The sequence below is a fragment of the Ensifer sp. LC11 genome (assembly GCF_001695835.1).
GTDB lineage: Bacteria > Pseudomonadota > Alphaproteobacteria > Rhizobiales > Rhizobiaceae > Ensifer.
In genome coordinates, this window is sequence record NZ_MBSO01000013.1 from 42,550 (window position 1) to 64,165 (window position 21,616).

19 protein-coding genes are annotated in these 21,616 nt (G+C 61.9%); 10 read left to right on the forward strand and 9 right to left on the reverse strand.

What is annotated here, in order from left to right:
• Nucleotides 1-8: 8 nt before the first annotated feature.
• Nucleotides 9-1,445 (reverse strand): glutamine synthetase family protein, encoded by a 1,437-nt coding sequence (locus BBX50_RS11660; RefSeq protein WP_065775494.1) that lies wholly within the window; start codon nt 1,443-1,445, stop codon nt 9-11.
• Nucleotides 1,446-1,570: 125 nt separating this feature from the next.
• On the opposite strand from BBX50_RS11660, the gene BBX50_RS11665 reads away from it, so the two are divergent.
• The 3 genes from BBX50_RS11665 to BBX50_RS11670 all read left to right on the forward strand — a co-directional run bounded on the left by BBX50_RS11665 (nt 1,571) and on the right by BBX50_RS11670 (nt 6,007).
• On the forward strand, nt 1,571-2,755 hold the full coding sequence (locus tag BBX50_RS11665; RefSeq protein WP_065775495.1) for an NAD(P)/FAD-dependent oxidoreductase: 1,185 nt from the start codon (nt 1,571-1,573) through the stop codon (nt 2,753-2,755).
• 235 nt (nt 2,756-2,990) lie between these two features.
• The gene (locus tag BBX50_RS30460) at nt 2,991-3,128 is read left to right on the forward strand and encodes a hypothetical protein (protein ID WP_201723458.1); all 138 of its coding nucleotides are present in this window, start codon (nt 2,991-2,993) and stop codon (nt 3,126-3,128) included.
• Between the two features lie 353 nt (nt 3,129-3,481).
• Nucleotides 3,482-6,007, forward strand: coding sequence for a HAMP domain-containing methyl-accepting chemotaxis protein (locus tag BBX50_RS11670; RefSeq protein ID WP_065775496.1), 2,526 nt, complete (start codon nt 3,482-3,484; stop codon nt 6,005-6,007).
• A 123-nt stretch (nt 6,008-6,130) separates the two neighbouring features.
• Here BBX50_RS11670 and BBX50_RS11675 read toward each other — a convergent pair whose 3' ends face one another.
• Complete coding sequence (locus BBX50_RS11675; protein WP_065792006.1) at nt 6,131-6,319, reverse strand: hypothetical protein; 189 nt, start codon at nt 6,317-6,319, stop codon at nt 6,131-6,133.
• A gap of 104 nt (nt 6,320-6,423) precedes the next feature.
• On the opposite strand from BBX50_RS11675, the gene BBX50_RS11680 reads away from it, so the two are divergent.
• On the forward strand, nt 6,424-7,305 hold the full coding sequence (locus BBX50_RS11680) for a LysR family transcriptional regulator (protein ID WP_065775498.1): 882 nt from the start codon (nt 6,424-6,426) through the stop codon (nt 7,303-7,305).
• 82 nt (nt 7,306-7,387) lie between these two features.
• On the opposite strand, the gene BBX50_RS30720 is transcribed toward BBX50_RS11680, so the two are convergent.
• The 4 genes from BBX50_RS30720 to aceA all read right to left on the reverse strand — a co-directional run bounded on the left by BBX50_RS30720 (nt 7,388) and on the right by aceA (nt 10,379).
• A complete protein-coding gene (locus tag BBX50_RS30720; protein WP_244513119.1) occupies nt 7,388-7,636 on the reverse strand; it encodes a helix-turn-helix transcriptional regulator in 249 nt (82 codons plus the stop codon).
• The gene (locus BBX50_RS30465; RefSeq protein ID WP_244513118.1) at nt 7,624-8,496 is read right to left on the reverse strand and encodes a hypothetical protein; all 873 of its coding nucleotides are present in this window, start codon (nt 8,494-8,496) and stop codon (nt 7,624-7,626) included. The genes BBX50_RS30720 and BBX50_RS30465 overlap by 13 nt, the downstream gene beginning before the upstream one ends.
• A gap of 273 nt (nt 8,497-8,769) precedes the next feature.
• The gene (locus tag BBX50_RS11690; RefSeq protein WP_034800815.1) at nt 8,770-9,009 is read right to left on the reverse strand and encodes a hypothetical protein; all 240 of its coding nucleotides are present in this window, start codon (nt 9,007-9,009) and stop codon (nt 8,770-8,772) included.
• An 80-nt stretch (nt 9,010-9,089) separates the two neighbouring features.
• The gene (gene aceA / locus BBX50_RS11695; RefSeq protein WP_065775499.1) at nt 9,090-10,379 is read right to left on the reverse strand and encodes an isocitrate lyase; all 1,290 of its coding nucleotides are present in this window, start codon (nt 10,377-10,379) and stop codon (nt 9,090-9,092) included.
• 228 nt (nt 10,380-10,607) lie between these two features.
• Here aceA and BBX50_RS11700 point away from each other — a divergent pair, with 228 nt between their 5' ends.
• The gene (locus tag BBX50_RS11700) at nt 10,608-12,017 is read left to right on the forward strand and encodes an XRE family transcriptional regulator (RefSeq protein ID WP_065775500.1); all 1,410 of its coding nucleotides are present in this window, start codon (nt 10,608-10,610) and stop codon (nt 12,015-12,017) included.
• Here BBX50_RS11700 and BBX50_RS11705 read toward each other — a convergent pair.
• Both BBX50_RS11705 and BBX50_RS29845 read right to left on the reverse strand, forming a co-directional pair.
• Complete coding sequence (locus tag BBX50_RS11705; protein WP_065775501.1) at nt 12,011-12,979, reverse strand: fatty acid desaturase family protein; 969 nt, start codon at nt 12,977-12,979, stop codon at nt 12,011-12,013. The two genes, BBX50_RS11700 and BBX50_RS11705, sit on opposite strands and share 7 nt — an antisense overlap.
• 55 nt (nt 12,980-13,034) lie before the next feature.
• Nucleotides 13,035-13,229 (reverse strand): hypothetical protein, encoded by a 195-nt coding sequence (locus BBX50_RS29845; RefSeq protein ID WP_139108368.1) that lies wholly within the window; start codon nt 13,227-13,229, stop codon nt 13,035-13,037.
• Between the two features lie 84 nt (nt 13,230-13,313).
• Between BBX50_RS29845 and BBX50_RS11710 the strand changes: the two genes are divergently transcribed.
• The 4 genes from BBX50_RS11710 (at nt 13,314) to BBX50_RS11725 (ending at nt 17,392) form a co-directional block, all read left to right on the forward strand.
• The gene (locus tag BBX50_RS11710) at nt 13,314-14,408 is read left to right on the forward strand and encodes a polyamine ABC transporter substrate-binding protein (RefSeq protein ID WP_065775502.1); all 1,095 of its coding nucleotides are present in this window, start codon (nt 13,314-13,316) and stop codon (nt 14,406-14,408) included.
• Between the two features lie 103 nt (nt 14,409-14,511).
• Nucleotides 14,512-15,654: an ABC transporter ATP-binding protein gene (locus BBX50_RS11715; RefSeq protein ID WP_065775503.1), complete on the forward strand. Its 1,143-nt coding sequence runs from the start codon at nt 14,512-14,514 to the stop codon at nt 15,652-15,654.
• A 4-nt stretch (nt 15,655-15,658) separates the two neighbouring features.
• Entirely contained in the window at nt 15,659-16,570 is a 912-nt protein-coding gene (locus tag BBX50_RS11720) for an ABC transporter permease subunit (RefSeq protein WP_065775504.1), read from the forward strand.
• A 3-nt stretch (nt 16,571-16,573) separates the two neighbouring features.
• Nucleotides 16,574-17,392: an ABC transporter permease subunit gene (locus tag BBX50_RS11725; RefSeq protein ID WP_065775505.1), complete on the forward strand. Its 819-nt coding sequence runs from the start codon at nt 16,574-16,576 to the stop codon at nt 17,390-17,392.
• A 93-nt stretch (nt 17,393-17,485) separates the two neighbouring features.
• On the opposite strand, the gene BBX50_RS11730 is transcribed toward BBX50_RS11725, so the two are convergent.
• Entirely contained in the window at nt 17,486-19,309 is a 1,824-nt protein-coding gene (locus BBX50_RS11730; protein WP_065775506.1) for an AsmA family protein, read from the reverse strand.
• Between the two features lie 186 nt (nt 19,310-19,495).
• Between BBX50_RS11730 and BBX50_RS11735 the strand changes: the two genes are divergently transcribed.
• Nucleotides 19,496-21,448, forward strand: a complete 1,953-nt coding sequence (locus BBX50_RS11735; RefSeq protein WP_065775576.1) for an acetoacetate--CoA ligase — start codon at nt 19,496-19,498, stop codon at nt 21,446-21,448.
• Nucleotides 21,449-21,616 lie beyond the last annotated feature (168 nt).

The window sequence follows — 21,616 nt, forward strand, 5'->3', positions numbered from 1 at the left end:
CTTTCAGGTCAGACGTTGAGAAGCAGGAATTCGCGCTCCCAGGGACTGATGACCTGCATGAAAGTCTCGAACTCGCCACGCTTGACGCCGGCATAGATGGCGATGAATTCCGGGCTCAGAACATCGGCAAGCGACGGTGCCGATTCGAGCAGCGCCACCGCGTCCAGCAGACCGCGCGGCAGGTCGATCTCGCCCTCGTTGGCCGTATCCTCGGTCGGTGCCGTCGGTTCGCGTTTTTCCATGATGCCGAGATAGCCACAGGCAAGCGATGCCGCGAGCGCCAGATAAGGGTTGGCGTCGGAGCTCGGCAACCGGTTCTCGATGCGCCGGGCGACCGGCTCCGACACCGGGATGCGGAAGGCGGTCGTGCGGTTGTCGTAGCCCCAGGCGGTATTGACGGGCGCCGACATGTCGGGCGTCAACCGGCGGAAGGAGTTCACATAGGGCGCCATCATGACCAGCGTGCGCGGCACGTAGTGCTGCATGCCGCCGATGAAATGGAAGAATTCCTTCGATGCCGAACCGTCGGGGTTCGAGAACAGGTTCCGGCCGGTGTTGATCTCGACCACCGACTGGTGGATGTGCATTGCCGAGCCTGGCTGGCCCTGCATCGGCTTGGCCATGAAGGTGGCGTAGATGCCGTGTTTGAGCGCCGCCTCGCGGATCGTGCGCTTGAACAGGAAGACCTGGTCGGCAAGCTCGATCGGGTCGCCGTGGCGCAGGTTGATCTCGAGCTGCGCCGGGCCTTCTTCGTGGATCAGCGTGTCGATCTCGAGACCCTGTTTCTCGGAGAAGTGGTAGATGTCGTCGATCAGTTCGTCGAACTCGTTGATGCCGGCAATCGAATAGCCCTGGCCGCCGAGGATCGAGCGACCGGAACGACCCTTCGGTGGATGCAGGGGATAGTCGGGATCGTCATTGGTGGCGACGAGATAGAATTCGATCTCGGGGGCGACGACCGGCTTCCAGCCCTTCTGCTTGTAGAGATCGACCACGCGCTTCAGGACGTTGCGCGGCGTGTAGCTGATCTGCTCACCCTGCGAACCGACGATGTCGCAGATCACCTGCGCCGTCGGATCGGTCTCCCAGGGCACGACCGAAAGGGTCGAGAGGTCGGGCACGAGCTTGATGTCGCTGTCGCGCGAATCGTAGCGGAACTGGCCGGTTTCGTCAGGGTATTCGCCTGAGATCGTGTGCCGGTAGACGGCCGAGGGCAGCGCCAGCGAGGTGTTGGACGTGAATTTCGAGGTCGGCATCATCTTGCCGCGCGGCACACCGGCAAGGTCTGGCGTGATGCATTCGACGTCTTCGATGCCGCGGATTTTGAGCCAGTCCGTGGCTTCCTTCCAGGTCTTCACACCGCGCAGGGAGTGCAGGGCGGGGGGTATCTTCGAAGTTTTGCTGATTTTCGTTGTTTGTTGGGCAGCACTTCTCTTTGAGGGCATAAATCACCGGTTTTGGCTTCGGATGACGCATCATAACCACAGATTGGCAATTGGCTAGATAGCCTTCGTCATTGACTTTCTCCTTCTCCGCCGAAATGGAATGGCAAACGACGCTGGGGTGTTTCGTGGCTGAAAAGAAAGATGTGGTCATCATTGGCGCCGGTGCCGCCGGCATGATGTGCGCCATCGAAGCAGGCAAGCGCGGCCGCCGCGTGGCTGTGCTCGACCATGCCAAGGCGCCGGGCGAGAAGATCCGGATCTCCGGCGGCGGTCGCTGCAACTTCACCAATATCCATGCGGGACCGAAGAACTTCCTCTCGGCCAATCCGCATTTCTGCAAGTCGGCGCTGGCACGCTACACGCCGCGCGATTTCCTTGGCCTTGTCGAAAAGCACGGCATCACCTGGCATGAAAAGACGCTCGGCCAGCTCTTCTGCGATCATTCCGCCAAGGACATCATCAAGATGCTGCTTGCCGAAATGCGCGACGCGCATGCGGAACTGCGCATGGAAACGACGATCGAGAGCGTCGAACGTCATGGCGCAGGTTTCCGGGTGATGACGGGGGAGGGTCCGATCGAAGCGCAGTCGCTGGTGATTGCCAGCGGTGGCAAGTCGATCCCGAAGATGGGGGCGACCGGTCTTGCCTATCGGATCGCCGAGCAGTTCGGGCTTGGCCTCGTCGAAACTCGCCCGGGTCTCGTGCCGCTGACACTCGACCCGGCGCAACTCGAAACGATCGGGGAGCTGGCGGGCGTTGCGGCCGATGCGGAGGCTCGGTCCGGCAAGGCCGCATTCCGCGAGGCGGTGCTGATCACCCATCGCGGCCTGAGCGGTCCGGCGATCCTGCAGATCTCCTCCTATTGGCGCGAGGGAGAGGAAATCGTGCTCAGGCTGATGCCCGACATCGACATCGCCTCGATCCTCAAGGACACCAGGCGCAGCCACGGAAAGCAGGCAGTGCAGACGGCGCTCGGCGATATCCTGCCGCGCCGGCTTGCCCAGTACTTCGCCGACGGCGCGAAGCTGGCGGGCCGTCAGCTTGCTGACCTCTCGGACAAGACGATCAACCAGCTTTCGGCCGCGATCCAGGCCTGGGCAATCAAACCTGCCGGATCGGAGGGCTATCGTACCGCCGAGGTCACGCTCGGCGGCGTCGATACCAACGGGCTCGATTCCAGGACGATGCAGGCGAAGGCGGTGCCGGGCCTCTACTTCATTGGTGAATGCGTCGACGTGACCGGGTGGCTCGGCGGCTATAATTTCCAGTGGGCCTGGGCATCGGGGTTTGCCGCCGGTCAGGACGCCTGATCACCCCTCTTTTGGTGGAGCGCGCTTCAGCGATTGTTAACGGGTCTCGTCGAACCTGTTGATATGTCGGCAAAGCCGGCAGTTGGTAAGATCGGATTGTCGCGGAAACGGAAATCACACTGTTTCCATTTTTTTGACTTTCCTCCGCCACCGCATGGCTGCAATATGAACGTGACTGGCAAGCCGGTACATCCGGGCCGATCGTTGCCGGCCAATGTGACAAGGACAGGATGCCATGAACCAGACACGCCGCCGTCCCCGCGCTATAGCGATCGCCCGTACCGATGAAAGCCGCCAGCGCAAGGCGGTTATGACGCGTCTCGCTTTGATCGCTTTCTTTGCCGTTGCCGCGCTTGCGGCCCTCTGGTTCTGATCTCACGCGATCGGCCCGCAGATGGCCGGTCCTTGGGCGTGATTGAAGCGCCCACGCGCCCTTTCGGATTTTCGATCGCGGGCTGCCAGCGCTTATACAATTTTTAATCGTTCAAAATGAATATTGCGATCAAGTGAGTTCCGTCAGGACTTCGCTGCCGGGGAGGTAGCGCAGTCCCGCAATGATTGCTGACGGACTGGCGGTGTGCGCCGCATGATTTTTCGAAAAACATCAGCCTGTTTGCGCATCGGGTGGCTCTCGATCGTTCGCACCTTCACGCCCTGTCGTTGAAAGCGAAGACCTAGCGAGCCGCCGGGGGAGGCGAATGCGAGCTGCGAGCCAAGGTGTTTTGCATGTTCATCGATAGAATTCTTGCCCGCTTTAAGATCCAGACGAAGGTGCTGTTTTTCATCCTGCCCTTCGTCGTCAGCATCTGTGCCGTCGGCATCACCGGCCTTTATGCGTCCGGCCTGCTTCAGGGGCGCATGGAGATCTCAAACAGCGTATTGCGGACGTTGAGCGGCTTTAAGGATGTCTATGCGGGCATGAACGCCTTCCTGCACTCGACGACGCAAGAAACCCGCGATGCCGTGCAGTCGACGATCTCGACGCAGAAGGACGTGCTTGCCGAGACGGCCGCGCAGGTTGCCGGCCAGAACGGGCAGGAAGAGTTGAAGGCGGCGATCGCGGCGACAGCCGACATCGAGGCGCGCATCGGTGGCCTCTGGACGCTGCATGTCGGCGAGCAGGACCTGCGCACGGCGATGAATAAGAACCTCGACGCGCTGCTCATCGAGCGCGCCAAGATCAACGAGGAATCGAACCGGCTGCAATATGCGGTTCGCAAGAGCGAGAATGCCGCCAAGACGATGCTGCGCGAAGCCGAGAAGTTGCTGCGCGCCAGCCGCTTCTTCAATGAATTCGGCACCGAAGTCAGCAAGGCGATCACCGTCGAGGACAAGCTGAAGGCGGTCAAGGACCGCTTCCCGATGATCGGGCGCACCGAGCGCGACATCTTCCGCCTGTTGCCAAAGGATGAGAAGTCGCTGGCCGAAACCATTACTTCGGCTTCGAGCGAGATCGGCGCGATCCTGAAGGCGCCAGCCGGCCCGGAGACGCTTGCCGGCATCAGCAAACATGTGGACCGCTTCCGCACCGCAAGCTTCCGCCTGGAGGCGGCTTCGGTTGGCAAGATGCGTGACGCCACGCGGATTTTCGCCGAGCTCGACGAGCAGATCGTCACGACGGAATCGGTGCTGACCGCCACCCGCCGGCTCTCCTCATCGATCACCGATATCCAGATTTCCGCCGCCACCTTCATGGGCGTGACGAACGAAGGCAATCGCCAGAAGCTGCTCGACAAGTCGCTCGCCGTTCAGCAGAACATGGCGACGCTGCGCGGCGTTGCCAGCGATGGCGCCTCCTTCGACAAGATCGCCGACACGCTGATGCCGATCCTGACCGCGATGAAGAAGGATGCGGCAGCGCTCGTAGAAATCACCGTCAAGCGGACGGCCGACTTCGACGCCGCCGGCCAATCCATCAACCAGATCTGGACCGATCTGACCGAATTTGCCGAACAGCAGAAGGTCGCCGCCGGGACCGAGCGTCAGGAAGCAAACCAGATTTCGGTGGCTGCGACCGTTGCCGGCGTGATCATTGCGCTGCTTGCCGGCATCGCGCTGACGTTGACGCTGAAGAAACCGATCGGCCAGATCACCGCAGCGATGCGCCGTCTCGCCGATGGCCGTCTCGACACCGCGATCGACGGCGACGCACGTCGCGACGAAATTGGCGACATGGCCCGTGCGCTCGGCGTGTTCAAGGAAAATGCCCTTTCCAAGGTCCGCATTGAAGCCGAGAGCGAGGAGCAGCGCAGCCGCGCCGAACTCGAGCGCAGCCGCAACGACCAGGAGAAGCGCGACCTCGACCGCCAGATCGATCTGGCCGTCAGCGAGCTTGCCGCCGGTCTCGGTCGCCTGGCTCAGGGCGATCTTTCTCGCCAGATCGATGTGCCGTTCCATGGCCGCCTCGAACAGTTGCGCCAGGACTTCAACGGTTCGCTGATCCGCCTGCAGGACACGCTCGCCCAGATCCGCGCAAACGCGCAGGCGATTCAGCGGAGCGGTTCGGACATGCACCACGCAGCAGATTCCCTTTCGAAGCGGACCGAGGCCCAGGCCGCGTCACTCGAAGAGACGGCAGCCGCCGTCGACCAGATCACGGTTACCGTTCGCTCCTCGGCCGAACGCGCCGGCGAAGCCAATCATGCGGTGATCCAGACCAAGCGGAGCGCCGATAGTTCGGCAGCCGTCGTCACCAACGCGATCGCGGCCATGGGCCGTATCGAGGAGGCCTCGCAGCAGATCGAGCAGATCATCGAGGTGATTGACGATATCGCCTTCCAGACGAACCTCCTGGCGCTCAATGCGGGTATTGAAGCGGCACGCGCGGGCGAGGCGGGCAAGGGCTTTGCCGTCGTTGCGCAGGAGGTGCGTGAGTTGGCACAGCGCTCGGCCGAAGCTGCGCGCGAGATCAAGGGCCTCATCAACAAGTCGACCAACGAGGTCAATGCCGGCTCGCACCTGGTCAAGGAAACCGGCGAGGTGTTGGCGTCGATCAGTTCCCAGATCGTAACCGTCAGCCAGCATGTCGAGATGATCGCGACCGCGAGCCGCGATCAGGCCGTGGCGCTCAACGAGGTCAACGGCTCGGTCAACCAGATGGATCAGATGACGCAGCAGAACGCCTCGATGGTGGAGGAGGCGACGGCGACGAGCCGCGCGCTCGCCCAGCAGGCCGACACACTGATGATGTTGGTCGAGCAGTTCCGGTTGGAGCCGGAAATCGACGACTACGACGGCTATCGGGCGGCCTAAGGGCCACCTGCAGTCAGACGGAAACACTGAATGCAGAAATTCGGCGGAAATCGCTGACGCGGCCCGCATTCAGTCCAGCGCACGGCAGACCGCTTCCGCCGTGCGCCATAACAAGGGCAGGGGCTAAAATTGCACCGCGTGGCCGCAGGGCTCCGCGGTGCACTTTTTTTCCGAACCGATCTGCGCCCTGCGGCGATCGGCAAGCCGGTTGGCCAAAGCGTTCAGAATGCGCCGAATACGTCCCGGCGGCTTCGGGTCGAAGTCCTCGTCCCAGCGGCGGTTTTTCAGGGCCAGGTCGACGATGAAGACCATTGCCATTGTGTCCATTGTGATGCTCCTTGGTTGGTGGGCATCACCTCTTTTATGCACCAAATGCAGTTTTACATACGCCAGATATCGGCCTATGTTTTTCACCAATGAAAGATATGGATTGGGATATTTATCGCTGTTTCATGAGCGTCGCGCGCGCCGGCGGCCTGACCGGTGCTGCACAGGCGCTTGGCTCAAGCCCTGCCACCATCGGACGCCGCATGCTGGAGCTTGAGGAGCGCACGGGCCGCGTCTTGTTCCTGCGCAGCCAGACCGGCTACCAGCTCACCGGCGACGGTGAACTTCTCTTCGAGCAGTTGCAGGAAATGGAGGCGGCGGCGCGACGGGTCGAGAGCTGGCGACGCGAAGGTGAGGGGGCGACCATCCGCATTACAGTCGGGACCTGGATCGCCTGGTTGCTGGCGGAGAATTTTCCGGCACTTTGCACCGAAAGGGACGGTTTCAGCCTGGCGATCACCATCGGGGAAACGCGCGCGAGCCTCGCCTACCGAGAGACGGATATCGGCATCCGCGCCTTCGAGCCGGAGGAAGGTTATCTGGCAGCAAGTCCGGTCGGGGACGTCGCCTACGCTGCTTACCGCCAGAAGAACGCGCCGCCGGCCGCCAACGCGCGATGGGTTGCCGTCGCCGAGGAGGACGCAATCTCGGCCTATCTTCGCTGGCCGCGCGAGCAAGCAGGAGGACCGGCGGACCGGCGGATCGTCGCCACGGTCACGCGGCCGCGCTCGCTCCTGGATCTCGCCCGGGCCGGCGCTGGATGCGCGGTGCTTCCCTGTTTCGTCGGCGACCTCGATCCGTTGCTGGAGCGAGCCGGTGAGGAGATCGCGGCGCTCCGGCACCGGCAATGGATCGTGATGAACAACGAGGACAGGCACCGAAGAGAGATACGCACCGTCGTCGACCGCATGACGAGGCTTCTGCGCAGTCACGCGGACGTTTTTGCCGGCAAGCGCCCGCGCCGCGGCTGAGGCAGGTGGCGTTGATTGACGGCCTTCGATTGGCGCAAAGCGCGGCCCCCTGCAGGTCCTGGGCGCTTTTGTGACCTACGGTTCAGCGCATCAGAAGTTTGACGAGGGCGGCCTGTGAGTTGACGCCCGTCTTGGCATAGATGCTTTTGAGCTGCGTCCGGATTGTTTCATAACTGACGCCGTTGGCCTGCGACATTTCCTTCAAAGTCAGGCCGGCGGCGACGCCAGAGGCGATGCGGATTTCGGCCGGCGTGAGACCGCAGCTGACCTTCAGGTCGTCGAAATGCTGACCGTTAGCGAGCGAAGTCGCCGGCTCGATCAGCACGGCCACCGTCGGCCCGTCGAGAAGTTCCGTGAAGATCGTGGCGCTTCGCCGCACCAGCGTGATGCGAAAGGCGCTGCCGCCAGCGGTCCTGACGATCCGGATCTGCGGTTGCGCCGGCTTGCCGACCGGCGAGCCAGCAACTCCAGCGCCGCATTGGTCTCCCATTCGTCCATGAACAGGCGTCCATTGATGGCGACGCGAAACGGCGTGCCTTTCGCCGCCATGTGTTCAGCGTTGTTGTTCATCGAGCGGATACGGAGGTTGTCGCCGACATAGATGACGCCGACGCCGATCGTGTCGAGCAAGGTGCGGCCCTCGTGCTGTTCGGCCAGCATCAGGTCGCGCCGGCGCAGAAAGTCGAAGGCGCGCTTCAAGTGGGGCGCAAGGGCAGTGTATTGATCGGCAGCCTGTTGGTTGAGCTCTTCGTCAGTAGACGATGTGCAGGTCGATACCAGCAACGTGCGCGTCGGACTGCGCACGATGGTCACGCCGACCGTGGTCTCACAGCCGGTCTGGTTCTTCAGCCAGTCATTGTAGAATTCCGACTTGAGCAGATCCTTGCGTGCGACGATGTCCTCGCCGGAGAGACCGCGCCCGACCGGCACCAGCACCGACTTCGGTATCCAGGGATTGATCGCCGCGAAGTGGCTGTTGAATTGCTCGATGGCCTCCGAGCTAAAGCCAGAGACATAGGGCACGAATGACGCCGGCGATGCGAGATCGTGGTAATGGAGAGCGGAGCGCCCGTTGGGCATCGTCGTCGCCAGCCGATCGAGAAAATCCTGCCAACCGCAGTCGCCAAAGGCGGCGCCGTAGATCAGCTCGGTCAGTTCGGCGGTATCGGCAGCTTTCGACGATCGATTCATGCGTGCCTCTGCCTAAGACAGGTTTGTCTAATATAGACGGGTGTCGCCGGTTCGATCAACTTGAAATGGCAGGCCGCGGCGGCGAAAGCACCCCCGTTCCCAACCTGCAACGCAAGATGGCCGGCATGATAGCCGGCCATCCGAAATTTAAGGGCTGTGTTTCGACACCGCCGATTTAGCCGAGCTCAACGGTAATTGCGCACGCCGCGATTGCTTCGGCCTTCGGCTGAAATGAAACGGACGAAAGCAGGGCAATCATAAGCGCTAGCGCAGTCATGGCCTGCCCTGGGTGACGATGACCGGGATCAGGAGATCGCCCCAATTGCCCTCGCCGCCGTGGTGGCGGGCCGAGCGAACGAGCTCGACCGATACGCCGGCGTCGACGGCCTTCATGACGGACTGGTTGAGGCGGTGCAGGTCGTTGGCGACCATGCGGATAGCGGCCTGCTGGTCCGGGGTCATCGCCGAAGACTGTTCCTCGGCCCGTTCCTTGACGCGTGTCTGGACTGTCATTGGACTTCTCCTTGAGGTTCGAGGCTATGGTTTGCGGAAGGAGCGCGGCGGGCAGGGATTGCCACGCCCCCTCCGGTCTTTCACTCTGCGGCCGGGCGGAACTGGTCGTGCTCGGTCGATTCCTTCATGGCGGTCGTCGAGGACTGGCCGCCGGTGATTGCCAGCGATACGGCGTCGAAATAGCCGGTGCCGACTTCGCGCTGATGCTTGGTCGCGGTGTAGCCGTTGACCTCGGCGGCAAATTCCGCCTCCTGCAGCTCCGAATAGGCGGCCATTTGTCTCGCCTTGTAGCCGCGGGCGAGCTCGAACATGCCGAAGTTCAGCTGATGGAAGCCGGCGAGCGTGATGAACTGGAACTTGTAGCCCATCGCGCCGAGTTCGCGCTGGAACTTGGCGATCGTCGCGTCGTCGAGGTTCTTCTTCCAGTTGAACGACGGCGAGCAATTGTAGGCGAGCAGCTTGCCCGGATGCGCCTTGTGCACGCCCTCGGCGAACTTGCGGGCCTGTTCGAGATCCGGCTTTGAGGTCTCGCACCAGATCAGGTCGCAATGCGGCGCATAGGCGACGGCGCGGGCGATGCAGGGCTCGATGCCGTTCTTCACCTGGTAGAAGCCTTCGACCGTACGGCCGGCATCGTAGTCGACGAAGGGGCGGTCGCGCTCGTCGATGTCAGAGGTGAGCAGCTTGGCCGCTTCCGCATCGGTGCGGGCGATGACCAGCGTCGGCGTGCCCATGACGTCGGCGGCAAGCCGTGCTGCGTTCAGGTTGCGGATATGGGCCGCCGTCGGGATCAGCACCTTGCCGCCGAGATGGCCGCATTTCTTTTCCGACGCAAGCTGATCCTCGTAGTGGACGCCGGCAGCGCCCGCTTCGATGAAGGCCTTCATGATTTCGAAGGCATTGAGCGGCCCGCCGAAGCCGGCCTCCGCGTCGGCGACGATCGGCGCGAACCAGGTATCGACCGAAAGGCCCTTGCCTTCAGACGTTTCGATCTGATCGGCGCGCTGCAGCGTGCGGTTGATGCGCTTGGCCAGTTCCGGTGCGGCGTTGGCCGGGTAGAGCGACTGGTCCGGATACATCGCCGAAGCGGTGTTTGCATCGGCAGCGACCTGCCAGCCGGAGAGATAGATGGCTTTGAGACCGGCGCGGACCATCTGCATGGCCTGGTTGCCCGAGAGCGCGCCGAGCGCGTTGACGAAGTCTTCCTCGTGAATGAGTTTCCACAAGCGGTTCGCGCCCATTTCGGCCAGCGAATAGCGGATCTCGACCGACCCGCGCAGCCGCTTCACGGTCTCTGCCGTATAGGGGCGGTCGATGCCGTCATAGCGGCCCTGCGGTGCGCTGGGAACGAGCTTGTAAAAATCAGTCATTACATCCTCCTGTCAAAATCAAACATCCACTCGACTTGGTCGAACGGTGCATTTCGTTGCCGAGTTCATGTGACAGTTTTTACATTGCGCTGCAGAAGCGAGCCATTGAAATCAGCGAAGTAGCCGAACCAAAAGGGTTATCTTGTCTTGCCTTTGACAGATGAGCGCAGTAAATTTGTAAATGATGTAAATGCGGAACCGCTGTGGGAATTGTAAAGGTAGTTACAAATGGCCGAGAACAAGATTTTCGCCGGTCCGCGCGTCAGGCGCATCCGAAATGGCCTTTCGCTGACCCAGACGGCCATGGCCGAGGCACTCGGCATCTCGCCCTCCTATCTCAATCTGATCGAGCGCAACCAGCGGCCGCTGACCGTTCAGCTGCTCCTGAAGCTCGCCTCGGTCTACAAGGTCGATCTCGACGAGCTGCAGGGGGAAACCGGCGGCAGCCTCACGCAATTGCGCGAGGTCTTCGCCGACCCGCTCCTGTCCGCCGAATTGCCGGGGGATCAGGAACTGGTCGAGGTGGTGGAGGCTGCACCCAATGCGGCAGGAGGTGTCGTCAAGCTCTATCGCGCCTACCGCGAGCAGGCGGCGCGCCTCAAGGATCTTGCCGATCTGCTGGCGGGGCAGGGCCATATGGCGGCGCTGTCCGGCACGCGGCTGCCCATGGACGAAGTGCGTGAAACCTTCGAGGCCCGGCCCAACCACTTTCCCGGCATTGAGACGGCCGCGGAAGCGTTTCACGAGGCGCTGTCGCCAGGCGACGAGCTTCTTGGCGCGCTGAAAGCTTGGCTGAAGAAGGAGCATGGGCTGGTCGTGCGCAGTCTGCCGGTCCATGCGATGCCGAACCTGCGGCGTCGTTTCGACCGGCACTCCATGCGGCTCTTCATTTCGGAACGTTTGTCGCCCTATGACCAGTTGCGTGAGATCGCCATGGAAGCCGTGTCGATCGCCTGCCACGAAGCGATCATAGCCGAACTCGGCGCTTTGCGGTTTTCGACCGCCGAGGCCCGCCGGATCGCCCGCTTCGAACTGGCGCGATACGGTGCGCACGCACTGATGATGCCCTATGCCGCTTTCCTTGCGGCCGCGCAGCGCGCGAGGTACGACATCGATGTGCTACGGGCCCGGTTCCAGGTCTCCTTCGAACAGGTGGCGAACCGGCTGACCATGTTGCAACGGCCCGGTGCGCAAGGGGTACCGTTCTTTCTGATGGAGATCGACAATGCCGGCCATCGCTTGCGACGCGCTGGCGCATCGGGGTTCCCGCAGACGAAGTTCGGTGGCGGCTGTCCGAAGCTCAATATCCACGCCGCTTTCTCGGTGCCGGGACAGGTTCTGGTCGATCGCGTCGAAATGCCTGGCGGTGCCGAGTATCTGACGGTGGCGCGCACACTGGATGGTCCGCAGGCCGGGTTTCACGAGCGGGTTCGGCGCACGGCGCTTCTCATCGGCTGCGAGGCCTCTTTCGCCGGCGACATCGTCTATGGCTCAGTGCTGCAGCCCGCGATCGCGATCGGCGCCGCCTGTCGCCTCTGCGAGCGCCAGGGCTGTCTCGCGCGCGCCGAGCCGCCCGTCACCCGGCCGCTCGGGCTCGACGAGATGGCGACCGGGTTGAGCGTCTTCGATTTTCAGTAGCTGACGGGGTGCTGGTTCGGCAAAAGCGGCGCATTCGGCGCAAAGCACTCGGCCGGAAGCCCTGTCGTATAGCCGCGGGTAATGTGGGCTTTGTCCGCATAGGCCTTGTTGCGCATCAGGATCGCGTGCAGTTCCGGCAGATTGTAGAAGGGCACGCCCGGATAGAGATGGTGCTCGAGGTGGTAGTTGATGTTGTGGGGCGCGAAGAACAGCTTCTCCCAGGCATGCGGATAGACGGTGCGTGAGCTCGTCAGCTCGTCCTCGTAGTCCATGCTGCCGAAATGTTCCGCGACGCTGCGCACGTAGAGGAAAAGGCAGAAGAAGGTGAGGAACGGCACGACCCAGTAGAGCGCCACTTCCTGCCAGATGCCAAGCAGGGTGAAGATCGCCCCCGCGGCCACATAGAAACCAAGCCGCAGCAGCTTGTATCCAAGGGTCGAACGATCGTTCTTTCCCATGCGCCTCGCCATATGCAGCATGTCGCGCAGCGAGTTGATCGCGACAAGGTATCCCAGCAATTGCGCGATGCCGCGTGCAAGCTTCTGCGGAAAGGTGAATTGCGGCATGCCAAGCTTCGCCGTCCAGTCCGGATCCTCGTCCGTATTGGCATGCTGGTGATGGGCGAGGTGGTTCTGACGGTAACCGTCAACCGTCGCAAGCACCGGCCATGCAAGCAGCAGATCACTCATCCAGTCGCTGAGTTTTCGATTGCGGATGATACGGTAGTGTGCCGCCTCGTGGATCATGCAGCCCAGCGCATGCATGCGTCCCGCGATCAGCACGACAGCGATCAGGTAGACGGCAGGATTTTCCGCATATTCGCTGACCGTAATCGCCGCTGCGATCATCGCCCAATCGGAAACGATCGCCACGAGCGCCTTTCGTGGCTCGAGCGCCGAAAGACGCTTCAATTCCTTGGGGTCGATCCTGCGGTTCCGGCCGCCCATGACCTTTTCGCCCATGACAATATCCTGATCCTGACGCACAACCGGCGGCAAAATCGCACGCCGATCATGGTTAATCAATCGTAAATGCCTGACGATACACGCCGCGCGCAGCTATGGTTAATGGCGCCAGCCGACGCCGCTCAGGTTCGTCTGCGAATTGGCTGGTTGCCATAAGTGCCCGTTTTTCTTCGACTTGTGAAAACCACAGGGCGGCGCGACGGCGCCTTTTATCGGCACGAAAGCGCTTGAGGTTATCGAGAAACATGCCTAACCTCCCGCCCTGAGCAAAGCGGATTGGCGGTGTCCCGGCATGCCGGGCCCGATACGAAAAAACCAAGAGGGGAGTTGTATGTCCAAGCTCATCGTCACAACCCTGGCGGCAGCCGTTCTGGCCGGCTCGACCATGCTGGCCGCGGCCCAGGAGCGCGTGGTCAACGTCTACAACTGGTCGGATTACATCGACAGCAGCATTCTTGAAGACTTCACCAAGGAGACCGGCATCAAGGTCGTCTACGACGTCTTCGATTCCAACGAGATCCTTGAGACCAAGCTGCTTGCGGGCGGCTCGGGCTACGATGTCGTCGTGCCGACGGCAACCTTCCTGCAGCGGCAGATCGCCGCCGGCGTGTTCCAGAAGCTCGACAAGTCGAAGCTGCCGAACCTTTCCAACATGTGGGATGTGATCATGGAACGTACGGCAAAGTACGATCCGGGCAACGAATACGCCGTCGACTATATGTGGGGAACGACCGGCATCGGCTACAACGTCGAGAAGATGAAGGCGATCCTCGGTACCGACGAAAAGCCCAACTGGGACGTGATCTTCAAGCCGGAACTGGCGGCGAAGTTCAAGGATTGCGGCATCCACATCCTCGATTCGCCGACCGATGTCATGCCTTCGGCGCTTGCCTATCTCGGCCTCAATCCGGATAGCCATGAGGCCGCTGACCTTGAAAAGGCGGCCGAGCTTCTGGCGAGCGTCCGCCCCTACGTGCGCAAGTTCCATTCGTCGGAATACATCAACGCCCTTGCCAACGGCGACATCTGCCTCGCGCTCGGCTTCTCCGGTGACATCTTCCAGGCGCGCGACCGTGCTGCCGAAGCCAAAGCCGGTGTAACCGTCGATTACGCGATCCCGTCGCAGGGCGCCCAGATGTGGTTCGACATGCTCGCGATCCCCGCCGATGCCCAGCACGTCGAGGAGGCGCACGCGTTCATGAACTACATGATGAAGCCCGAAGTCGTGGCCAAGGCGTCGAACTATGTCTTCTACGCCAACGGCAACAAGGCCTCGCAGCAGTTCCTCGACAAGGCGGTACTGGAAGACAGCGCCATCTACCCCTCGGATGAGGTGATGCAGAAACTGTTCACGGTGACGCCCTTCGAGGCGAAGCAACAGAGGGTATTGACCCGACTCTGGACAAAGGTCGTAACCGGCCAGTAAGAGCGGAAACGAATTGCCCGGACCTCAAAATCCGGGCAATTTTCTTAATGGGCGCCGGGGATAACAAGAGCGCCTGATCGACTGTATCATTCGGGGATAGATGATGAAGTCTCTCGGCAGTATTCGGCGGTCCTTTGCCCCTTGGGCGGATCCCGCTTCCAAGCCATTCATTTCCGTCAAGAACGTGACGAAGAAGTTCGGCGATTTCATCGCTGTCGACGACCTTTCGCTTGATATCTACCCGCGCGAGTTCTTTGCGCTTCTCGGCGCCTCCGGCTGCGGGAAGTCGACGCTTCTGCGCATGCTTGCCGGTTTCGAACAGCCCACATCCGGTGAGATCATTCTCGACGGCCAGAGCCTCGCCGGCATCCCGCCCTATCGTCGGCCGGTCAACATGATGTTTCAGTCCTATGCGCTCTTTCCGCATATGACGGTGGAGAACAATATCGCCTTCGGCCTCAAGCAGGACGGCATGCCTAAGGCGGATATCGCAGCGCGCGTCGCGCAGATGCTGAAGCTCGTCAAGCTCGAAAAGTTCTCCCAGCGCAAGCCGCACCAGCTTTCCGGCGGCCAGCGCCAGCGTGTCGCGCTTGCCCGCTCGCTCGCCAAGCGGCCGAAAGTGCTTTTGCTCGACGAGCCGCTCGGCGCGCTCGACAAGAAGCTGCGCGAGGAAACCCAGTTCGAACTGATGGACCTGCAGCAGGAACTCGGCCTGACCTTCGTCGTCGTGACCCACGACCAGGAGGAGGCGATGACGATGGCCGACCGCATCGCGGTCATGAGCCATGGCAAGGTCATCCAGGTCGCGACCCCGGCGGAAATCTACGAAGCGCCGAACTCGCGCTTCGTCGCGGACTTCATCGGCGACGTGAACATTTTTGAAGGCGCCGTTGCCGGCGCGGAAGGCGGTTATGTCCGTCTCGAAGGCATCAACGGCTTTCCGATCCGCATGGCGTCTCCTGAAACGCCGGCGACGGGCGTGAAGTCGGCCGTTGCCGTCCGTCCGGAGAAGATCCGCGTCGGCCGGCAGCCGCCGGCACACGCACCGGTCAATGCCATCCAGGGCGAGATCTGGGACATTGGCTATCTCGGTGACATGACGGTCTTCCATGTCCGGCTGAAGGACGGAAGGGTGATCAAGGCGTCATCGCTGAACGCGGTGCGCGCCGTCGAGGATCCGCTCGGCTACGACCAGGAAGTCTGGATTTCCTTCGGCGAAGACGCCGGTGTCGTTCTGAAGGATTGAGACCATGGCCCGTGTCGCATCTGCCCTCTTCAGCCGCCTCGTCATCATCATCCCCTATGCCTGGCTGCTGTTCTTCTTTCTGATCCCCTTCTTCATCGTCTTCCGGATCTCATTGTCGCAAACGGCGGTGGCTATGCCGCCCTATACGCCGGTCTTTGATCTCCTCGGTGGCGTGTCGGGTATCATCGAAAAGGCGCGGGAGTTCAGTTTCGACAACTACGTCTGGCTGACGGAGGATGTCCTCTACTTCAACGCCTATGTGTCGAGCGTCATGATCGCTGCCGTCTCGACTTTCCTGACGCTGTTGATCGCCTATCCGGTCGCCTATGGCATGGCGAAGGCGCCGAAGACCATCCGGCCGACGCTGCTGATGCTGGTGATCCTGCCGTTCTGGACGAGCTTCCTGATCCGCGTCTATGCCTGGATCGCGATCCTGAAGCCCGAGGGCCTGCTCAATCAGTTCCTGCTTTCGATCGGCGTGATCGGTCAGCCGTTGATCATCCTCAACACGAACTGGGCGATCTATATCGGCATCGTCTATTCCTACCTGCCCTTCATGGTGCTGCCGATCTACTCGTCGCTGGAAAAGATGGATCACACGCTGACCGAGGCGGCACTCGACCTCGGCTGCACGCCGTTTTCCGCTTTCTGGCGCGTGACTTTTCCGCTGTCGCTGGCCGGCGTCGTCGCCGGCTGCCTGCTTGTCTTCATCCCGGCGGTCGGCGAGTTCGTTATCCCCGATCTGCTCGGCGGCTCGGAGACGCTGATGATCGGCAAGACGCTGTGGAACGAGTTCAACGCCAATCGCGACTGGCCGGTGTCTTCGGCGGTGGCGACGATCCTGCTTCTGATCCTGGTGCTGCCGATCGTCTACTTCCAGAACGCACAGGCGAAAGCCGACGGCGAGGGGAGGTAGGAGATGGGCAATTGGTCACGCTTCAACATCGCCTCCATCGTGCTCGGCTTCGGGTTCCTTTACCTGCCGATCGTGCTTCTGGTGATCTTCTCCTTCAACGAATCGAAGCTGGTCACGGTCTGGGCCGGTTTTTCGACCAAATGGTATGCGCAGCTCTGGCACAATCAGGCGCTGCTTGATGCCGCCTGGGTGACGATCCGCGTCGCGCTGCTCTCAGCGACCTGCGCAACCGTGCTCGGGACACTGGCGGCGCTCGCGCTCGTCCGTTACACGCGCTTTCGCGGCCGCATGCTGTTTTCCGGCATGGTCTACGCGCCGCTCGTCATGCCTGAAGTGATCACCGGCCTGTCGCTGCTCTTGCTCTTCGTCGCGATCGGCCTCGACCGCGGCTTCTGGACGATCACGCTGGCGCATATCACCTTCACCATGTGCTTCGTCGCCGTGGTCGTGCAGTCGCGGCTCTTGAGTTTCGACCAGTCGATCGAGGAGGCCGCACTTGATCTCGGCGCAACGCCGGTGAGAACCTTCTTCGCCATCACCCTGCCGGTCATTGCGCCGGCGGTGTTTTCCGGCTGGGTCCTGGCCTTCACGCTTTCGCTGGATGACCTGGTGATTTCGAGCTTTACCACGGGGCCCGGGGCCACCACGCTGCCGATGAAAATCTACAGCCAGGTGCGGCTCGGCGTGACGCCGGAAATCAACGCGATCTGCACGATCCTGATCGGGGTTGTCGCAATCGGTGTGGTGGTCGCCTCGATCGTCACCAAACAGCGCGAGGCGCAGCGCGATCGGGACGAGCGGGCGGCTTTCGCCCAGACCTGAACCGGAGCCGTTTCCGAAAAAAGCGTGCCGCGTTTTCCGTCCGAAACGACGTAATAGCCAAGCGAACGGCCGGCGTCCTCGACGCCGGCCGTCTCAATTGGGTTCGCCAAGCACCGACAACGGCGAGATTACCGCGTTCGGCCAGGAGCCGCCGACGAAGAAGCGCAACCGCTGCCCGGCATTGGCCGCGTCGGTCAGGGTGCCGGCAAGCGCCAGGCTGCCGCTGCGGTAGGGGATGACGCCATTGACCGAGAGGCTGCCAGCCTGTCCGGTGAAGAGAGCCTGGTTCAATCGCGCCGATCCTTGGGCGAAGCGCGCTTCGATATCGGCCGTTTGAAAGGCGAAGCTGCCGTCGCTCGCCTGGGCGAGCGAGAAGAACTCTCCCGTTCTGACAAGATCCGCGAACGCCTTGGCGTCGAAACCGGAAAGGCTGCCATTGGCGAGTGAAAGCTTGATGCGGCCGGAAGCCTCGGCTGCCTGCGGTGTCCAGAACGGGTGTCCGGTCTCAAGATTGAAGTTGACGTTGCCTCTGCCATTGGGGACCGGCCCGGTGAAGCCGAAGTCGGCGAGCGCCGCGGCAAGATCGGCATTCTTCAACACCAGCTCCAGCGTGCCGCCTTTTGCCAGTCCTGCTTCCGACACGGCGAGCCGGCCGCTGAGCCTGCCATTGGCATAGGTGCTGTCGGCGATGTCGATCGAGGCCCGGCCATGATCGACGATCACGCCGGCGGCCAGATCCTCCAGTCGCAACGGGCCGACCAGCGCCTCCTGCGCCGAAAGCCGCACGTCGGCGCGCCAGGTTTGTGCGAAGGCGCTGCTAAGCTGCTGGGCCAGCACTTTCGGTTCCACAGGCAATTGATCGATGAGCGGCTGCAATCCGTTGAGATCGATGCGATCGAAAGCAAGCGTGCCCTCTATCCGCGGCGCGTTGTCGAGCGAAGCCGAAATGTCGAGAATGCCGGTCGCATTCGCACCGCCCACGGTCAACTGCAAGTCGTCGAGCTTGAGCGAGGCACTTCCGGTGGCCACATTGGCGCTGAGGTTGAAGTTACTGTCGGGCAGCGCGCGTTCTGCCTTGCCCTGGAACCAGGCGGCGAGCGCTTGCATGGACGCGGTCGAAATCTGCAGCCGGCCGGAGACGATCGGCGTCTCAGAGAGATTGCCGAGACCCTCGAACGAGAGGTTCAGGGGAGCCGAGGTCATCGATGTCTTGAGCGTGGTGTTGCGGCCGGCGAGCAATGTCAGCGGTTCGTTGCAGTCTAGCGTCCAGGTCACGAGCTGGCCACCGAGGCCGCCGGAGAGTTGCGCGCTCAAATGCTCGGCGAAGGACGGCCATCTGACTGTGCCGGCTATGCCGGAAAATTCGCGCGTCTGGTTGGTCACGAGATCGATGATCTGCAGCCGCCCGTTCTCGACCGTGACATCGCCGAACGGCGTGTCGTCGCTGGAGGCCGGCGTTTCAGGCGTGGTCAACCAGTGCGGTCGCTGCCAGTTGAGCGTGCCGTCCGTCCGGCGTTCCAGCGTCACGACCGGCTCGATCAACCGGATGTCTTCGAGTTCAGGTTCGCCGTCGACCGCCGAGAACAGGCTGAACGACGCGGTGATGCTGCCGATATAGGCGAGTTTACGCGACGTTCCGTCTGTCGTCTCGATCGTCGCCGAGCGCAGGGTCAGGGTGGGGCTCGGCCAGAAGCGGATCTCGGGCTCGCCGTCGATCCGGCTTTTCCCGCCCGACCAGGCGTCGAGCATGTGCTCCACGGTCGGGCGCACATCGGTCGTCGAAATGAGGAGTGGCAGGGCGGCATTGTACCCGACGGCAAGGCCGACACCGATCGCTGCGGGCCACAGGAAATGGCGACGGCTCAGCCGCGACCGCAGGCGTGCGTCGCGCATCATATGCAGCAAATTCCGTGTCATGTCTGCCTGGTCGCCGTCGCTTGGGTCTCGCAAGCTTGGATAGGCCTTCGGCCCTCAGAAATCAAATGCGGCGGACAGGTAACAGACAGGTAAATGTCGTCGACGCGATGCTGACGCGACCGCAGGTGCTGTTTATTTTGCGATGCAGCATGGTATAGAGGGCGTGGAGCAGGAGTGGAGGAAAGCATGCAAGCAGAGCAGCCGTTGTGGGTCCCAGGTCCAGAAATCCGTGCGCATAGCCCGATGGCCGAGTTCATGGCCTGGTGCAGCAACCGCTTCGGCAAGTCCTTCGCGGATTATGACGCGTTTCATGCGTGGTCGGTGGCCGAGGGCGGCGACTTCTGGACCGCCGTCTGGGAGCATTGCGGGGTCATCGGCGAGCGCGGCAATGCGGCGCTCGTCAATGGCGACCGGATGCTTGATGCCCGCTTTTTTCCGGAAGCAAAGCTGAATTTCGCCGAGAACCTGCTTCGCGAAACCGGCGACGGCGATGCCCTTGTCTTCCGCGGCGAAGACAAGGTCAGCTATCGTTGGTCGTGGAGTGATCTGCGCGCCCTGGTGTCGCGCTTGCAGCAGGCGCTAAAGGCGGAAGGCATCGGCCCGGGCGATCGTGTTGCGGCGATGATGCCGAACATGCCGGAAACCATCGCGCTGATGCTGGCGACAGCCTCGATCGGAGCGATCTGGTCGTCCTGTTCGCCCGACTTTGGTGAACAGGGCGTTCTCGACCGCTTTGGTCAGATCGCGCCGAAGCTGTTCATCGCCTGCGACGGCTATTGGTACAACGGCAAGCGCCAGGACGTTGACGCGAAGGTGCGCGCGGTCTCTAAGACCCTTTCGGTGCCGGTGCTGATCGTACCCTATGCCGGCGATAGCGCCGCGCTCGCCTCCTCGATCAACAATGGCAAGACCCTTGAGGACTTCATCGCGCCGCACCAGGCGAAGGCTCCGGTCTTCGAGCGGCTGCCCTTCAGCCATCCGCTCTACGTGCTGTTTTCGTCGGGAACGACGGGGGTTCCCAAGTGCATCGTTCATTCGGCCGGCGGCACCTTGCTGCAGCACCTGAAGGAGCATCGGTTCCACTGTGGTCTGAGCCGCGGCGAAAAGCTCTTCTACTTCACCACCTGCGGCTGGATGATGTGGAACTGGCTTGCCTCCGGGCTTTCGGTGGGGGCGACCCTCTGCCTCTTCGATGGCTCGCCATTCTATCCCGACGGCAACGTGCTCTTTGACTACGCCGCGGCTGAGAACTTCGCCGTGTTCGGCACCTCGGCAAAGTACATCGATGCTGTGCGCAAGGGTGGCTTCGAGCCGGCCAAGACTCATGACCTGTCGAGCCTCCGGCTTTTGACGTCGACCGGTTCGCCCTTGTCACCCGAGGGGTTCTCTTTCGTCTACGAAGGCATCAAGTCCGACGTCCAGCTTGCCTCGATCTCAGGCGGCACCGACATCGTCTCCTGCTTCGTCCTCGGCAATCCCTTAAAACCGGTCTGGCGCGGCGAAATCCAGGGGCCGGGCCTCGGGCTCGCCATCGACGTCTGGAACGACGAGGGCCAATCGGTGCGCGGCGAAAAGGGGGAGCTCGTCTGCACCAAGGCCTTCCCCTCCATGCCGGTGATGTTCTGGAACGACCCCGAGGGCGCCAAGTATCGCGCGGCCTATTTTGAGCGTTTCGACAATGTCTGGTGCCATGGCGACTTCGCCGAATGGACCGAGCACGGCGGCATCGTCATTCATGGTCGCTCGGACGCGACCTTGAACCCCGGCGGAGTGCGTATCGGCACCGCGGAGATCTACAATCAGGTCGAGCAGATGGAGGAAGTGGCAGAGGCGCTCTGCATCGGTCAGGACTGGGAAGACGACGTGCGTGTCATCCTGTTCGTCCGCCTCGCGCCCGGCATTGCTCTGACCGACGATCTGACGAAAGCGATCAAGAACAGAATTCGCGTTGGGGCGTCACCGCGCCATGTGCCGGCAAAGGTGATCGCGGTCGCCGACATTCCCCGCACGAAGTCCGGCAAGATCGTCGAGCTTGCGGTTCGCGACGTGGTGCACGGCCGTCCGGTGAAGAACAAGGAGGCGCTCGCCAATCCCGAAGCGCTTGATCTGTACGTCGGACTCGATACCCTTAAAAATTGAGGGCACGTTAACGGATTCGCGCGATTGGAATTAACCAAGCCTTCAGACTTGCTGAAAAATCCCTAAAATTGCGGATGCGGCGGGTAAGGTCTTGTTAAGGATTGGGGGCGCATGGTCATGCCAACTTGAGGCCGGTCGATGTTGGATCGGCGTTCGGCAGCGATGCCA

What these genes read in the sequence shown, in the direction of transcription:
- BBX50_RS11680 (WP_065775498.1), top strand. Translation starts at nt 6,424, where the DNA reads ATGAAAGATATGGATTGGGATATTTATCGCTGTTTCATGAGCGTCGCG.
- BBX50_RS11720 (WP_065775504.1), top strand. Translation starts at nt 15,659, where the DNA reads ATGGCCCGTGTCGCATCTGCCCTCTTCAGCCGCCTCGTCATCATCATC.
- BBX50_RS30460 (WP_201723458.1), top strand. Translation starts at nt 2,991, where the DNA reads ATGAACCAGACACGCCGCCGTCCCCGCGCTATAGCGATCGCCCGTACC.
- BBX50_RS30465 (WP_244513118.1), bottom strand. Translation starts at nt 8,496, where the DNA reads ATGAATCGATCGTCGAAAGCTGCCGATACCGCCGAACTGACCGAGCTG.
- BBX50_RS11730 (WP_065775506.1), bottom strand. Translation starts at nt 19,309, where the DNA reads ATGACACGGAATTTGCTGCATATGATGCGCGACGCACGCCTGCGGTCG.
- BBX50_RS11725 (WP_065775505.1), top strand. Translation starts at nt 16,574, where the DNA reads ATGGGCAATTGGTCACGCTTCAACATCGCCTCCATCGTGCTCGGCTTC.
- BBX50_RS29845 (WP_139108368.1), bottom strand. Translation starts at nt 13,229, where the DNA reads ATGTTTCTCGATAACCTCAAGCGCTTTCGTGCCGATAAAAGGCGCCGT.
- BBX50_RS11690 (WP_034800815.1), bottom strand. Translation starts at nt 9,009, where the DNA reads ATGACAGTCCAGACACGCGTCAAGGAACGGGCCGAGGAACAGTCTTCG.
- BBX50_RS11670 (WP_065775496.1), top strand. Translation starts at nt 3,482, where the DNA reads ATGTTCATCGATAGAATTCTTGCCCGCTTTAAGATCCAGACGAAGGTG.
- BBX50_RS11710 (WP_065775502.1), top strand. Translation starts at nt 13,314, where the DNA reads ATGTCCAAGCTCATCGTCACAACCCTGGCGGCAGCCGTTCTGGCCGGC.
- BBX50_RS11735 (WP_065775576.1), top strand. Translation starts at nt 19,496, where the DNA reads ATGCAAGCAGAGCAGCCGTTGTGGGTCCCAGGTCCAGAAATCCGTGCG.
- BBX50_RS11705 (WP_065775501.1), bottom strand. Translation starts at nt 12,979, where the DNA reads ATGGGCGAAAAGGTCATGGGCGGCCGGAACCGCAGGATCGACCCCAAG.
- BBX50_RS11700 (WP_065775500.1), top strand. Translation starts at nt 10,608, where the DNA reads ATGGCCGAGAACAAGATTTTCGCCGGTCCGCGCGTCAGGCGCATCCGA.
- BBX50_RS11660 (WP_065775494.1), bottom strand. Translation starts at nt 1,445, where the DNA reads ATGCCCTCAAAGAGAAGTGCTGCCCAACAAACAACGAAAATCAGCAAA.
- aceA (WP_065775499.1), bottom strand. Translation starts at nt 10,379, where the DNA reads ATGACTGATTTTTACAAGCTCGTTCCCAGCGCACCGCAGGGCCGCTAT.
- BBX50_RS11675 (WP_065792006.1), bottom strand. Translation starts at nt 6,319, where the DNA reads ATGGTCTTCATCGTCGACCTGGCCCTGAAAAACCGCCGCTGGGACGAG.
- BBX50_RS11715 (WP_065775503.1), top strand. Translation starts at nt 14,512, where the DNA reads ATGAAGTCTCTCGGCAGTATTCGGCGGTCCTTTGCCCCTTGGGCGGAT.